14 protein-coding genes are annotated in these 15,281 nt (G+C 45.3%); 7 read left to right on the top strand and 7 right to left on the bottom strand.

The window, feature by feature from the left end; genetic code table 11:
• Positions 1 to 121 precede the first annotated feature (121 nt).
• Positions 122 to 328, top strand: coding sequence for a hypothetical protein (locus MKY66_RS21930; RefSeq protein ID WP_036668655.1), 207 nt, complete (start codon positions 122 to 124; stop codon positions 326 to 328).
• A 134-nt stretch (positions 329 to 462) separates the two neighbouring features.
• Here the strand turns inward: MKY66_RS21930 and MKY66_RS21925 are convergent, their stop codons facing one another.
• Complete coding sequence (locus MKY66_RS21925) at positions 463 to 2,049, bottom strand: stalk domain-containing protein (RefSeq protein ID WP_076214039.1); 1,587 nt, start codon at positions 2,047 to 2,049, stop codon at positions 463 to 465.
• A gap of 319 nt (positions 2,050 to 2,368) precedes the next feature.
• On the opposite strand from MKY66_RS21925, the gene MKY66_RS21920 reads away from it, so the two are divergent.
• From MKY66_RS21920 to MKY66_RS21910, 3 genes are all read left to right on the top strand, one after another.
• A complete protein-coding gene (locus tag MKY66_RS21920) occupies positions 2,369 to 3,328 on the top strand; it encodes an AraC family transcriptional regulator (RefSeq protein ID WP_076214042.1) in 960 nt (319 codons plus the stop codon).
• Between the two features lie 316 nt (positions 3,329 to 3,644).
• Entirely contained in the window at positions 3,645 to 4,847 is a 1,203-nt protein-coding gene (locus MKY66_RS21915; protein ID WP_076214045.1) for an MFS transporter, read from the top strand.
• Positions 4,848 to 5,038: 191 nt separating this feature from the next.
• Positions 5,039 to 5,482, top strand: a complete 444-nt coding sequence (locus tag MKY66_RS21910) for an Hsp20/alpha crystallin family protein (protein ID WP_047843886.1) — start codon at positions 5,039 to 5,041, stop codon at positions 5,480 to 5,482.
• Between the two features lie 134 nt (positions 5,483 to 5,616).
• On the opposite strand, the gene MKY66_RS21905 is transcribed toward MKY66_RS21910, so the two are convergent.
• Positions 5,617 to 6,174 (bottom strand): DUF1697 domain-containing protein, encoded by a 558-nt coding sequence (locus MKY66_RS21905; protein ID WP_076214048.1) that lies wholly within the window; start codon positions 6,172 to 6,174, stop codon positions 5,617 to 5,619.
• Between the two features lie 34 nt (positions 6,175 to 6,208).
• Positions 6,209 to 6,859, bottom strand: coding sequence for a hypothetical protein (locus tag MKY66_RS21900; RefSeq protein ID WP_076214050.1), 651 nt, complete (start codon positions 6,857 to 6,859; stop codon positions 6,209 to 6,211).
• Between the two features lie 293 nt (positions 6,860 to 7,152).
• Here MKY66_RS21900 and MKY66_RS21895 point away from each other — a divergent pair, with 293 nt between their 5' ends.
• Entirely contained in the window at positions 7,153 to 8,787 is a 1,635-nt protein-coding gene (locus MKY66_RS21895) for a DUF1593 domain-containing protein (RefSeq protein ID WP_076214053.1), read from the top strand.
• Between the two features lie 85 nt (positions 8,788 to 8,872).
• On the opposite strand, the gene MKY66_RS21890 is transcribed toward MKY66_RS21895, so the two are convergent.
• Both MKY66_RS21890 and MKY66_RS21885 read right to left on the bottom strand, forming a co-directional pair.
• Complete coding sequence (locus tag MKY66_RS21890) at positions 8,873 to 9,436, bottom strand: TetR/AcrR family transcriptional regulator (protein ID WP_047843882.1); 564 nt, start codon at positions 9,434 to 9,436, stop codon at positions 8,873 to 8,875.
• Positions 9,429 to 10,643 carry an MFS transporter gene (locus MKY66_RS21885; protein WP_076214056.1) on the bottom strand — a complete coding sequence of 405 codons (1,215 nt, stop codon included), beginning with the start codon at positions 10,641 to 10,643 and terminating at the stop codon, positions 9,429 to 9,431. Before MKY66_RS21885 ends, MKY66_RS21890 begins: the two co-directional genes overlap by 8 nt.
• A 208-nt stretch (positions 10,644 to 10,851) precedes the next feature.
• Here MKY66_RS21885 and MKY66_RS21880 point away from each other — a divergent pair, with 208 nt between their 5' ends.
• Positions 10,852 to 11,121 (top strand): diguanylate cyclase, encoded by a 270-nt coding sequence (locus MKY66_RS21880; RefSeq protein WP_076214059.1) that lies wholly within the window; start codon positions 10,852 to 10,854, stop codon positions 11,119 to 11,121.
• A 130-nt stretch (positions 11,122 to 11,251) separates the two neighbouring features.
• Here the strand turns inward: MKY66_RS21880 and MKY66_RS21875 are convergent, their stop codons facing one another.
• The gene (locus tag MKY66_RS21875; RefSeq protein ID WP_076214062.1) at positions 11,252 to 12,739 is read right to left on the bottom strand and encodes a DUF1565 domain-containing protein; all 1,488 of its coding nucleotides are present in this window, start codon (positions 12,737 to 12,739) and stop codon (positions 11,252 to 11,254) included.
• 102 nt (positions 12,740 to 12,841) lie between these two features.
• Between MKY66_RS21875 and MKY66_RS21870 the strand changes: the two genes are divergently transcribed.
• Positions 12,842 to 13,498 carry a DUF2625 domain-containing protein gene (locus MKY66_RS21870; protein WP_017687085.1) on the top strand — a complete coding sequence of 219 codons (657 nt, stop codon included), beginning with the start codon at positions 12,842 to 12,844 and terminating at the stop codon, positions 13,496 to 13,498.
• 157 nt (positions 13,499 to 13,655) lie between these two features.
• Here MKY66_RS21870 and MKY66_RS21865 read toward each other — a convergent pair whose 3' ends face one another.
• On the bottom strand, positions 13,656 to 14,996 hold the full coding sequence (locus MKY66_RS21865; RefSeq protein WP_076214064.1) for an MFS transporter: 1,341 nt from the start codon (positions 14,994 to 14,996) through the stop codon (positions 13,656 to 13,658).
• Positions 14,997 to 15,281: the final 285 nt, after the last annotated feature.

Below are 15,281 nucleotides of genomic sequence, written 5' to 3'. Positions count from 1 at the left end.
ATATATAAATTGAAAGCCAAGGGAGCATGCTCTCTTGGCTTTTTATACTGTTCGTTATGCTTAATTATGGTATTGTTGTAAATATAAATTAATAGAATGTCGAAAGGGGAAACGTAAAGTTATGATTAGCTCTATAGGTATTGCAGGTATTATAACGCTATTAATTTTCTTTATTATGATTGGTCTTGTATTATATCTGGTTTTCTATCTTGTGATGAAGAGGTCTGGCGTCAAAGAGGAAGTATCCGCATTAAGGATGGAAGTACGAGTGTTGCAAGAGGAAGTCGAGCGGAACAGGCGGGAATTGGAAAATATGAAGCGTCGATAACCTTTGCAGCATTATATGTGGGTACGTGGAATAGCGCGTACAATAGTATGAGAGGACAGGGGCTCTACGCCCCCACCTACTCAATATAACGTGAAACCGCTCATTTCAGCCTTTACATACTAAGGACACTTGATCTATTTCTTGGCAAAAAAACTAAGTGTTCCCGTGCTTTCATCTGCACTCACAAACAGGCTTCGTCCGTTAACACGATGAATTCCCTCTGGTGATTCTCCAGCTGTAGGAATCAGACCCAGGTAGTCCGGATTGACCGGATCAGCAAGATCAAAGAACAAAATGGCATCTGCCCTTTCGGAAGCTACGGCTGCATACGTAGTGCCGTCTACAGTAGCAACGGTCAGGTTCTCCACTTCACTTCCCTTGTTGGGACTGCGATCATCCGGATACAAGCCGACCATAGCGGTTGCCTCGTCAATGAGATTCTGACTATCGTACATCCACTGGCCTTGCAAATTCCAGACAGCAATATTACGTCCGCCTGCTTTTACACCATCCTCAAATTCATTCTTGCCCAAATCCCCTTCGTTAGCTGTCAGCAGGTATTTACCATCTGCCGAGAAAGCAATCCCATCCGGTTCATAACGAGCGGTCAACGTCTCTTTAAACTGAACGATACCATCATCTTTCAGATCTGCTTGATGTGAAGTGGTACCCAGAGCGAAGATTGAGCTGATTTTTTTTGTCTCCAGATCTACGATGGCAACGACATTGTTTTCCTGTAGCGTGATGGCTGCTGTTTTACTATCTGGACTAATAGCAACATACTCTGGTTGTGGATCATGCGGATAGATGGCACCTTTTACATTGTCCAGAGAGACCGGTAAGTTGGTGATCTCACCCTCCAATACGTTCCCGCCAGCAAAAGATACTACTATAATGCTACCCGGACGTTTGGTGTTGGCATAGTCAATTTCATCCGCAGCTGTATTCAGCTCTTCATCCTCTATGGCGATCACCGCATGCAGACCGTCAGGTGACAGTGCAATCGAGTCAGGACCAATACCGAGTTCATACGTTTTGACGGTTTTGTAGGTTGTCAGATCCACAATGGCAAGTAACCCTTTGTTTGCTTCACTGTCCGTATCCCCTGTGCGAATAACTGCAAGACCATATTTGCCATCTTTGGACACGGTTACGCTTGTGACTTCAGCTTTGGCGGAGAGGTCATGGAAGCTGACTGTCTTTAATACGTTAATGTTTTTCAAGTCAGCAATATCCAGTATGGCAATGCTACCATTGTCCGCTTCGGTTACGAGCAGGCGCTGTCCATCTGGCGTAGAGGCTGATATTTCTGCTTTGCCACCAGGCATCTGAAACGATGCGGTCTGTTCAAAACCGGTTTTATTTTGTTTCAGGATCAGTTGATCCGTAATTAATTTTAGCGTTTGGGAAGATACATACGTTGTACCTTTGGTAATGTAGCTTTTACTGTCCAAAGGGGTTTTCACACCGTTGATGGTGGCTGAAGACGTTCCTATTGGAAGTTGTACTTTAGTATCTGCGATCTGGATATCAACACTGCGTCTGCTTCCGTTCCATGTGACCGTACCCTGCATATTTTGGATGGCTGTGCGCAGTACGACATGATCATTGGTGGTTTTAGTTGCGTCAGCGGCATGAATCATGGATGTGTAGCTGGTTGCTCCTGCGGTAAGAATGGCAGTCATCGACAGAACGGCGAGCCATTGATTTCTCTTTTTCAATGTTCCAGATCCCCTTTATCGTTTCGTGTGTAATGAGTTATACAATTGTTTTAGTATAGGGAGCTAATGTTAAGGTGAGGTAAGAGAAGTCTGCGATTTGTGTAAAAGGTTTGATAAGAGATATTTTTCCAAATTGGATATGTAAGTTAGCGTATAAAATGATGTTGCACATGAAGAAAAAAGCAGACGTGAGCCTTCATATATATAGGACTGGTCGAACGGGCGAAAATACGCTAGAATCATAATTGAGAATCATTATCAATTAATTCGGGCTTTTTTACTGACAAGTCTGATCAAGATATAGGCGAGGTGAATACCCATGCGCACGGATGATGCATTAGGCGTAGTATATCAGCATTACCTGACCCAGGAGCCTTACAGTCAGCAAGATGAACACACGTATCTGCTCTCTCCCAAGGCGGGTAGCGGTAAGGTCAAAAGAGTGACAACATACAGTGGCATTGAGATTTTATATTCCCAGGTTGAATATCATCAGCCTTATCCTACGTATTTTGCGTCGGAGACACCCATCGTGGAATTGCAATTTGCCTTGTCAGGAGAGCGACATGTGGATATATCCGGTCAGGACTATTCATTATCGATAGGGCAAGGGGCCCTTATTTTTATGCATGATTTCGAAGCGTGGTTCCATCCTCCGGCAAGGGAGCAGTATACGTCTTTTTCGCTGGGGATTCCGGTTTCTCTGTTCAATTATGCGGCGGCACAACTGGGCGGTTTCAAGTCGATTGCGTTTAATCAGGTTTTAGGGCGAAAAGTGTTCAAGCCGATTGTATTTCAATTGGATAATCGGATACGAACGATGATCGACAGTCTCATTGTAGAATTAAACAATAGTTATCGATCATCCTTAATGATGGAAGCGACAGCGTTGGAGATCTTAAATCGATTTATGATTCAATTGTTTGATCTGGCGCCAATTCCCGCGGGACTCTCGAGAGAGGACATCCGGAAGTTACATACGGCACGGGAGATTATGGAGGCCTGTATGGTAGATCCTCCATCTTTGCTAGCATTGTCCAGACAAGTAGGTCTTAACGATTTTAAATTAAAAAAAGGATTCAAGGCACTTTTCGGAAGCACGGTGTTCGAATATTTGCGTCAGGTTCGTCTCGACAACGCCATGAAGTTGCTGCGCAATCAGAATAACAACGTCACCGAGGCCGCCATTGCGGTTGGTTACAGCAATGTCAGTGCCTTTTCGCAGCAATTTTATCGCAAATTCGGTGTGAAGCCTTCCGAGATGAAAAAGATTTATTAAATAAGATGAACAGAAACTTTACACGAGAACGAAGAGTGCAGAACCAGTCTGGAGAAGCGGAGCGTTCGCCTTTATCAACGGATTTCTCCCTTTAATAGAAGGGAATCACGGAAATCCGGTGATAACAGCGATCGGAAGATGGTACTGTAATCGTAGTGGTCTGGTGTAAAGTTTTAAGGGTTGATCTTATTTAAAATAAGATTAATAAATCCGTCTTGCCGTGAATTGTTCCGTATAGAGGCAGTGGGGATTCACTCAGCCTTGTATACTCCAGGTACAGTGGGTACTGTACTGAAATATAGAGGAGTGTACAAACATGAATAGAATCAGAGGAAGTATTTTTTTTAGCGTATTTGCAGCGATGTTGGGTCTGATGCTGATTGCACCTATTATGCCACCGCTTATTCGCGAGTTGGGCATGAAAGAAAGTCATTCCGGTCTTATTATATCGCTTGGGTCCATTATGATGGCTGTCATGGCTCCGATATGGGGAAGATTCAGTGATCTGAAGGGTAGAAAACCCATCATATTGATTGGGTTCATAGGAATGTCTGTGAGCTGTGCATTATTTGCACTGGCATTGTACGGGGGATTAAATGCATGGATCGGAGGAGGGCTACTGTTAACCCTTCTGATTGTGACGCGCAGTCTGATTGGCATGTTTATTCCTGCCGTACTTTCTTCTGCCCAGGCCTATATGGGTGATGTGACAGAAGGGGAGGAGCGGGGAAGTGGGATGGCGATTATCAGTGCTGCGAATGGACTTGGCCTAGTATTTGGACCTGCGATTGCAGGAGCATTTACCCTTATCGGTCTGCTCTGGCCGCTTTATTTTGGCATTTTTATAGCGATAGCTGCGTTTATTATTGCCTTGTTGTTAATCCCGTCAGCCAAACCGGTCATTCAGGCAAAACTGCCTAAAGTCAACCCGTTCCAAGGTGGTTTACGAATGTACCTTGCTGCCGGCTTGGTCACGATGATGGGTATCATGACACTACAGGTTGTCGGGGGATTTTATTTTCAGGATCAACTGGCTCTATCCTCAGCGGCGACGGCCCGAATGGTTTCGTTTGGACTCATGTTCTCTGGAGCAGCGATGTTGATCATGCAGGTCATTCAGATGAAATGGTTGAAATGGAAACCATGCCCAATGATTTTGCTCGGGTCCCTTTTCCTGATCGCAAGCATGATCCTGTTTTTGGTTTTCAATGTGTTATCCATGTATTATTTCTCGTTTTTCCTGTTTGGCATGGGTGCAGGTCTGATGATGCCCGGGTTCATGGCAGGTGCTTCGCTGGCAGTTAGCAAAGAACAGCAGGGAGGTGCAGCGGGATTGGTAGCAGCGATTCAGGGGATATCCGCCGTCATTACGCCTTTACTTACAACGACACTCTATCAGGTGGACAAACATGTTCCATTTATGCTCGTAGCTGTTCTGGTTGTCTTGCTGGCAATCATGATGCTAGGAATGAGGAAGAATCAATCCAATACTGTATCGGACCCCATTCATTCGTTATAGTCAGACAAAGTCAGAAGATCAAATAAGGTCAAAATAAAAGAAAATAGGATCTATTTTAAAATAGTGAACCATGATGAAAGAAAATCGGTTTTTTTCGTCTTTTACAGACTTTGAGCCTTATTTGCACGGGTATTATAATAATCAATGTAAGCAACACCAATAAACCAACCACACAAAAGGAGCTGATTTTCATGTTTGATCTGATTCCGTTTCGTAAACGAAATGAAGACCCGTTCGGACACATGTTGAAATCCTTCAATGACATGGTTGAGAACTCATTCCTCTCCCCTTTTGGAACTGGCTCCCAGCCATTTCGCACCGACATTCGTGAGGAAGAAGACAAATATTCGGTAGAAGCCGAGCTTCCGGGCATTGCCAAAGAGGATATCGACATTCAGGTTCAAGGTAACGAATTGATTATTCGTGCCAAACGCAATGATATAGTGGAGCAGAAGGATGACTCCAATCGAATCATACGGCAGGAACGCCGTTCCGGCGAATTTATCCGGCGATTCTATGTTGATCATATTGATGAGGAGCACATTAAGGCCAGATTGGAAGAAGGTGTGCTGAAACTCGAGATTCCGAAACGTCCTGGTGATGATCAATCTCGCAGACGCATTCAAATTGACTGATACACAGTGGAAAAAATAGTTTCCTAACATGGTAAAAAGCATGCAGGAGACATCCATAAGGATGTTTTTCTGCATGCTTTTTTTCATATGAATTGGACGATACACAACTGACTATCCATTGTGCTGGTTCCGAGTTATTTCTCTGTTGCTGCTTGCATCAGGGCATAGATCTTACGTGTGGTATTTACATTTCTAACCGTCATATAAGCATAGACTTTGGAACCCACAAGCTTGTTCATGCCACTTTTGGACGCATCTTCTCTGCTGACTGAATATAAAATCGCTCCGGGAACATAGATTAGTGTGCCGATTCCCGGTTTGATGGGCAGCTGGTCCAGCACGGAGGGCTCATTGATCTCATCCCAAAGGAACATCACATCACTTTTGGCTGTGTCATCATTAACCCATTCTTCTGGCAGCGCCTGAATAACGGATTGAATTTCATCCATATTCCGCACCATTACCCTGATCTGTAAGCCAAAATCGGCGGCGATGGCCTGTTCTAACACATGGGATATCTCCACATTCGCATTGGCACGTTCCTGATGATCGGCAAAAATAATATTGCCAGAGTTGATATAGGTAACGACATCCAGCATGCCTGCTTGTTCAAATGTTTCTTTCAGCTGCTTCATATTGATTTTATTGTTCCCGCCTACATTAATGCCCCGCAACAAGGCTACATAGTTCATAGGGATGCCCCTCCAATTCCTTCAATTCACCGTTTTAACAAAAGGACAGATACTCGAAAAGATGAGCGGTATACTCTTCTCCCAACAGATCTTGCAATAAAGGTTCCACTTGCTCCAGATACTCGGGCTTGGTTTCATAGGTTTCTTCATCTTTTACTTCTCCGGCATAGGTGCGCGCCGCTTCAATCAGGATGGCTAGTGCACTGAAAAAGTCTGACAACGAATCAGCAACACGGTTTGGTTCTCCACCTGTAAAAGCGGCATATACGGGAGAGTTTGGTGCTTCTACATCTACAATTAACGGATCATCGTTAAAGTTTGCGATGACAACGTGATTTTTTGGCCAGGTGGAGGACTCCTCATAAGGTTCATTCATGCCAATCCAGCGGAATCCCAGTTGCTGACGAAGCAGATGTTCAGGTGCGACAAAGGAGATCAGCGCTGCATCACCGATTTCGACGGCGGCATTTTTCATTTTGAGTGTACCTTCCGCATCCGCATCCATCATTTCATAATGACTGTACAGATACTGAAGTTCTGGAGAAAGAGGTATTCGAGTATCCACTTCCGGCTGGTGATGTTGTTCGCGGGGACGCAGATCATGATTTTGGAAAAGTCCATAAGCTTCATTATATAAATCCTGCTGTTCCACCAAACGGCTCAAGGCCGCATCCAGTTGTTGCATGATGTCTGAGTCCTCCTAATAACATTGATATAATAACAGGCCGATTCGTTTGATTATTGGCTATAAGCATTATACTATATCAAAGATAAATTCAAAAAACATTTGAATGCGTTTACATTCATGAGTGGACATGATATACTTTCACTCAAATAAGGATTGTTACTGCTTCGGGCAGGCAAAACCTGAACATCACTATGCGTGGACTTTGTTCCATTCATAATGTTGTTTGGGTTTTTTTGCATTGATCCCATCCCAACACTAACATCACGCTGTACAGAAGAAAGGGGAGCATTATGAACAAGAGAAAATGGTTAAACGGTTTTGCCGCAGGTTGTCTCAGTATCATCCTGGTGATTAGTGGGTGTGCATCCAAAGCGCCACAAACCGCGAGTGACACACCAAATCAGGCGACAGAACAGACAGAGAATGAAACCCAGGAACCTGCAAACAACCAAGCTGCCAAAGGCAGAACAGTGATTACAACCGACGGTGAAGTGGATGATATGAACTCTGTCATTCGTTTCCTCTTGTATTCGAATGAAATGGACCTTGCCGGAATTGTACTGACTAGCTCAGTGTATCATTATGCTGGAGACGAGGAAGCAGGAATCAAGCCATTCCGCTGGACAGGCACACAGTGGGTGTACGACATGATCGATGCCTATGGTGAGATTTACCCAAATTTGTCCAAACATGCGGATGGGTACCCGGAGCCGGAACAGCTTCGAGCGATGACCAAGATCGGTAATATTTCCGATAAAGGGGAGATGGAGAAGGAAACCGAAGGTTCCGAATTCCTTGAAACTCTTTTCCTCGACGATGATTCCCGAGATCTGATTGTTCAGACATGGGGTGGCACCAATACCACAGCCAGAGCGCTGAAATCGATTGAGGAACAGTACAAAGACACGGCTGAGTGGGAGACGATCCGCAAAAAAGTCAGTGACAAACTGGTCCTGTATATCATTCTGGATCAGGATGACAGTTACAACGAATACATTGCGAAGAATTGGCCGGATATCCGTATTCTCAACGACCAATCAAACTTCTGGCATTTTGCCTATGCATGGAAGATGCATGCCGAAGAAGTGAACAGTAAGCTTCATGGAGACTGGATGGTCAAGAATATCCTAAACGGACATGGCAAGCTGATGGATATGTATGCATCGATGGGTGATGGTAAAATGATCGAAGGCGAACTGGCTGAAGAACAGCGGGGAAGTGCTGAATATCTCCAGAACAATCCGCAATATGACAAGTACGATTTTATATCTGAAGGTGACTCTCCTTCCTTCTTTTATCTGATCGATAATGGGCTGCGCAGTATGGAAGACCCTTCCTACGGCGGTTGGGGTGGACGCTTTGGCGTTGTGAACGACAAGTTATTTAGAAACAATGTGCTTGATTACGATCCGTACACCAAACGATATGAAGCCGAATACTCTCTGATGAGATGGTTTGACGATATTCAGGATGATTTTGCAGCACGTGCAGACTGGGCAGTTGCAGACACTTACGAAGGTGCCAACCATAACCCCTCTTTAACGATTAAGGAAGGGTTGGATCTAAGTGTTAGTCCCGGGGAGGAAGTGACTCTTCACGCGGAGGGTAAAGACCCGGATGGAGATCAACTGACGTATACGTGGTGGAGATATTTCGAAGCGGACACTTATGAAGATTCCAAAGTAACACCGAACAAAGTTCAGCCTGAAATGGCGGGTGACCTGCAGCTTGGAATGCATCGTGAACTTGCCAAGGATGAGCAGGTGGATACGATAAAATTACAGGGCAGTGACACCGAAGCGGTGACATTTACCGTTCCTGACGATGCCAAATCCGGTGATACCCTTCATATCGTTGCCGAAGTACAGGATGATGGAGAGCATCAGTTGAAGCATTATCAACGTGTGATCCTAACCGTGAAATAAAGAAATAGAGGGGTTATCCCAAAAGTCATCAACATGGCTGGTGGGACGCCCCTCTTATTGGTGTAGTCTGATCGTAATTGATCCGTTAACGCTGGATGCCTGACCAAAAGACATTCCAGGTGATTGCCAAAGCTTGTTCATAGGATTGCCGTGTCTCATACACGAGCTGTACATCCAATCCATCCATCACGGTGACAAAAGCTACGGTGGCTTCTTCCGGACTCAGGCGTATATCGGAATGTCTGGTAAATACCGCTGCCAGCTCTTCCTTCAGTGTCCCGAGGTACGTTCGATACTGGGCCAGCACAAAATCATGCACCTCCAGCGGTGTGATAAAGGACAGGATATACATAAAAGCAACGTTTGGGTGAGTCAGAAAGCGATTTTTGTGTTCATGCAAAAAGGCATATAGCTGCTGATCCAGCGTTTGGGTAACAGACTCACTGAAAAATTGGCGTACAAACTGTTGTTCCTCCTGCACAACTTCCTCATATAACTCCAGCAATAACGCTTTTTTGGATGAATAGTGATAAGCCAGGGATTGCTTGCGAATGCCTGCCTCTTCGGCAATCTGCGCCATCTTGGTTCCCTCGTAACCCAGACGGTTAAAATGTTGAATGGCAATTTCCTTGATTCGTTTTTTACTCAATGTCTACCTCCAGTTGGCGAGCTGTATACCTCTGCTGTTTTTGGGAGTATACCAAATATAACAAGATATATACCACAAAAATGCCTATAGAGATAGCATACACCACCGTATAGGAAAATGCAGAAGCCACCACGCCCAGGATCAACGAACCACCGCCAATTCCGAGGTCAAAGAAGTTAAAGAAGGAAGCCATCGCACTTTCGTGCTCATGTTCTTCTACAAGATTCACACACCAGGTCTGAATCGCCGGGAATATGGCACCAAAACCAAAGCCGTATAACGCACCGGCGATCAGGAATTGCACATCACTCTGGGCGATAATCAGAACCAGTAGGCCCGCGATTGCAAACACGGCAGAAGGTAACAACACGGAACCTGGTCCCCATCGATCAAACATTTTCCCCGAGAACAGTCGAACGGCGAAGCTGGCGATGGCGACGATGAAGAAAAACCAGGCTATATTCTCGAACCCTCTTTCGGCGGCGAATAAAGCCACAAAGGACATGATTGAACCCGCTGCAATGCCAACGAGCATAATGAGAAGGGAAGGGAAGAGTACCTTCTTTTCAATCAGTTTCACCGAAGGGACATGAGTTTGCATAGACTCGCTACTACCTTCTGTTTTCGGCTTTCTGGATACAAACACTGTCATTAGGAGAGCTAACAGCAAAATGCACATACCTCCCATAAACAGGCTCTGGTAGTCGTACCTGAACAACAGGCTTGTTCCAATCAATGGACCGATGGATATAGCGACCGTCTCCCCTACGCCGAAATACCCCATACCTTCTCCCCGGCGATCTCTTGGTATGTTTTCAGTGGCAATCGTTGCAAAATATGTCGTTGCCAAACCAAATCCGAATCCGTGGATCACTCGAAATACAAGAATCATCCAAATACCTGACGATAGGTAGTATGCGCCTGTCATTAATGCACAGATAGTGATGCCGATAATCAATAGATATTTTTTATCTATTTGAGCTGCTAAAACAGAAGTGAAGGGTCGAATCAAGATGGCAGAAAACATAAATACGCCGGTAACAAGCCCAATTTGGGAGGCATCGCCACCAAGACTTGAGACAAACAAAGGCAAGGTGGGAAGCAACATTTCAAATGCCATAAACAATAATGCGTTGGCTAACATGATAAATAGGAATGATCTTCCCCAGAGTTGCTGAGGTGTAGAGCTATGTGTTGAAGTACTCATGGTTTTCCTCCGTAATGTTAATCTCTGTCGCGCGACATGTTGAACTGATTTTACCTGACGATGGTCAGATTGTAAAGCGCGTATTCAGAGTAAGGGTTCATGATTTTTTGGTGGGTGAGAGAAGTTATTAAACATTTTTAATTCATACCCCAACATTTTCCGATATAATAATCAGATAAAATGATTCAAGTGAATACTACCTCGGAGATTGAAGAACCGAAGGTTTTTCCAGGAAAAAATGCTTGAAAGTTTGATGATGTTCCAGGAGAAACAACGTTATTTCTCCCTTCTCGTTGTGGACATTGATCATTTCAAAAGCTGGGGTGAATATAACATTACTGTGAGTATCGGTGCGGCCACTGTAGTAGAGGAAGATACGGAAAAGTCCTTGTTCCAAAGAGCGGACAACGCCCTGTATGCCTCCAAAACCGGAGGACGAAACCGGGTGACACATGCAGCTCAGATGGTAAGAAGTTAAGAATTGGATTGCATCAAAAGAAAGCAAAAAGGAGCCTGTGCATGATGAGGGAGATGATCCCACTTGCACAGGCTCCTTTTATTTGCGTGAAAAAGATTGACTAAGTTGAGATGGCAGACTCAGGGTTAATTTATCGCGGAGCAAGGTGACCATACGCTTTAGCCGGAGAGTTCGCCTGAGGACGAAAATCTTCGCTCGGTTCATCCATAAATGCCGGGTTCACATATATGGAGTGTGCATCATTGCCAGATCCCTTGATGTAGGCGGCGATGCCGGAGTAGGCTTTATTTTTCCAAACCCACAGGGCATCTTCCTGCTCACCTGGTGAGTAATAGACATTATGGTCAAACACATTGCCGGTATTGCTAGTATATTCGTTGTATATCAGTACTTCCGAGCTGCCCGATACGAGAATGTTACGCATGAACGTATTGTTCTTTGTCCGTGACTGCATGAATAACTGTCCATTGCCTGCATTCAGGGTATCATTTCCCACAAGTGTATTGTACATAATCTTGCTATCCTCGGTAGCTCCTCGTTCCTCGTCATAACCTCCCATGGCAATCCCCGTCAATCTGTTGGAATAAATCAGGTTATCACGCACGGTAATGTTGCTGGTTGAACGTCCGGCATGCTCTGATGCAATCTCAATTCCGATGTCGCTCCGATATACCCGGTTCTGGTCGATGATATGATCTTTCCCGCCATCTACATAGATGCCGCCCGCCGAGTTGGTATCATTGGGCAGGTCTGTACCGTAGGAGGGGTTGTTATTGGACGTAATATCGTATACTTCGTTTCCTCGTACAATGCCGTTCCGAGCCTGATCGTACGTGTCGTCCTCGGACGTACCCTCGTACCCGATCAGATCAATACCAATATTGTCGGAATCATGGATGATATTGTCCTGGATGGCAAAGGTATCAACATTACCGTTAACTGCGAGTGACTCGCTTGAACCAAGTGTAAGATCATACAATTCATTATCCTTGATGATGATATCGCGTAAAGCTTGAGGGTGCTCTGTGCCATATATGGCAATACCGTGGGCATCCCTGCCCCGTAAATCGGGACCTTCAGGAGTTGCGTAACTAGCGATCGCGTGTATGGTGTTGCCTAACAGCTGAATATGCTCACCTGCTCCGTGGACATAAATCCCGGTTGGAACTTGGCCCCCAAGTGTGGTTGTGAAATTACGAATTTCGAGATTTTGAATCGTGATATAACTGGCATTTTCAATTTCAATTAACCCTTCAATGCCCCGGACAGATAAACCGTTACCATCAATGATAACCTGCTCCTGAGGATAACTTGAAAATAGGGTTGGATTAGCGGAAGAATTACCGCTCCGGGTGATTTTGACTTTCTGATGATAGACACCTTCACGCAAATAAATCGTGCTTCCTGGCGAAGCATGGTCGGCTGCGTGCTGCAACGTTTTCCACGGAGATTGAATGGTTCCTTTATTCGAGTCGTTTCCTTGGGGTGATATGTAATGGATGACCTGGGGATCAGACTTTTGAACAGAAACGGGTTCCTTCATGGCAGATGTATGATTCTGACAACCGGATACAAGCACCATCAGAATCGGAATCATAAGTATAACTACGCGAATCAAATCGTTTCCCCCTTGAATTTAGCTTTGAAGATAGATTATAGCAGATTTGAACGGGTTAATAACCCATGATATGCTCTTATAAAATCAGCGAGGAGACTGCTCATGAATACATTAACGATAGCTGAATTAGTAGATCGGGAGAATCACGCATGGGAAGAACTCAAGGAACTCCTGGATAGCGGGCAAAATACATATGTGTATGTTCCAGCAAAACAAGAGGCTGGAGAGGATACCCTCTATCGTCTGCAAATAAGCACCAAATCCTATTTGGGGGCTGTTGCTTATGAGACAGAAGGGATTGTACTGGACCATGGCTGGATCACGCTGCTTGGTGCGGGTGGTGACAGTACATCGGGGAGTCTCACCAGTTGGAATGGTGTAAGTGAGCAACCTTGGGTAGATGTGCTGGAAGGTATGATGGTCGTTGCATATGATGCGGCAGGTGGTTTCTTCGGACTGGATACAGGCAAGTATGGCCGTACGGGACACATATATTATTTTGCACCGGATACACTCGAATGGGAATCGACAGAACTGGCATATTCAGGTTTCATCAACTGGCTGGCGAATGGCGATCTGGAGCAGTTCTATCAGACCTTTCGCTGGAAAGGCTGGCAAGAGGATATGTCTCAGCTCCAGACAGGACAAGTATTTGCGTATTACCCACCACTTTGGACGCAGGAAGGTGACGGCGAGAGCAGTAGTAAAGCCCCAATTAGCATAATGGAGGCCTGGAAGTTCGCACTGGACGGTAAATAGTTGGCATGCTGCTGTAGGATGAATTCAGGAAAGTAACCGGCCGGTAAGTTCAAGTTCATTGAGTGATCTACTTTTAAAAAACGGCATTTCTGTTCCAAACTAAAAAAGGCTCGCGCTTGGCGCAAGCCTTTTTGTTCTGAACTTTAAACATCAATTATCAATTGTCCAATGTAACAGGTTTAATGCCTGAGCGTGAAGCTCTGCTATGCCAGACGGTCAACCCGAGTGAAACAACGCAGATGAGCAACAGACAAGCATACACCACATGATAAGCTTCCTCGACTGAGACTCCCGGAATGCTGTGCAGCAGCAGCCCACACACGGCTACAGACACCGAACCACCGAAGAACTGAATCAGTTGTAACATGCCCATACCGGAACCGATTTGCGCTTTGGGCAGCACACGTGACGCTTCATTATTCAGTGAAGCCATGGAGGCTGACAGTGCCGGTGAGAAAAAGAGATAACCACTGGTAATGATCAGGGCGGATTGATCCAGTCCGAGCATGAATAGGGCAAGTACCGCTGCGAGCAGGGTGTGTCCAATGATCATAAATCGCATATTCCCATAACGGTCGATCCAACGCCCGACGAAACGGGTGCAGAATGCTGCAACGATTGCCCCAGGAGCAATCAGCAAACCAATGGCGAGCGAAGAGCGACCATATAGATCAGCAAGCACAAGCGGCATCAAAAACAGATTGCCCAGATTCACCACCAGCACGCAGAATCCGATAAGGATTAACCGGGTGTATCCTGGCGTTCGGAACACTTGTGGATTCACAAACGGAAGACTCGCTTTCCGAATATATAGGAGGTGTGCAACAAGCGAGATAACGCCGATGGCAAACCAGAACCAGGATTGCTGGGTGATCGCGACCAGAAGTGTAGTGGCGTTAATGACGGTTAATATGGCACCAATCACATCGAACGGCTGATCTGTTTTGACGGATTCACGGGGGAGAAAGTAGAGCAATACAGGCAGGGCGAGCAGGACTAGCACGGTTATGGCAAAAAGTCCGTTCCAGCCCCAGTACTCGCTAATGAGTCCGCCGACAATGGGACCAAGTCCAAAAGCCATGGCGCTACCTGATGAGATGAGTGCGATGGCAGCTCCGCGCCGTTCCACCGGGATGTAACGACTTGCAATGACCAGACCAAGCCCGGCCATAACTCCTGCACCCGCAGATTGTAGTATGCGTGTCAGCAACAGGATCGCGAAGTTATGCGCGAACAACCCCAGCAATGAAGATAACCCCAGGATCAGAAGCCCGACTGTTAACAGGTTGCGTACCGAGATACGGTCTGACAATCGACTGTAAATCACCGTCGACAGGGCGTAACCAATCGAATAACTTGAGATGACCCAAGACCCCAGGTCCGAGGTAATCTGTAGATCATGGATAATGACTGGCAAAGAAACATTGAACATGGTGGTATTCATCACAACGATGAACAGACAGCATGTCCAGAGTGGCATGACAATTTTATCTTTCACGGTACCATTCCTGTCTTGGGTATGAATATGAATTCGGATTGAGCTTTGATGAAAATGTGATGAAAAGCAATATATCATTTTACACCCAAATTTATCATATGGCAATAATGTCATACTGATTCGTTCGGATGTGATGAGCATAGAAAGATATTAATAATAAACAATAGACGGATTTCCTGAATTTAACTAAAATGATCATTGAAGCATACATAAGCAGATGGATCAGCGGTTACATACAGACTATAATAACAAGGAGTTTGTGATCGAGGATGTTGATGGACGATG

This window comes from Paenibacillus sp. FSL R5-0766, from assembly GCF_037971845.1.
Classification (GTDB): domain Bacteria; phylum Bacillota; class Bacilli; order Paenibacillales; family Paenibacillaceae; genus Paenibacillus.
This window is presented reverse-complemented; position numbering and strand designations above follow the sequence as displayed.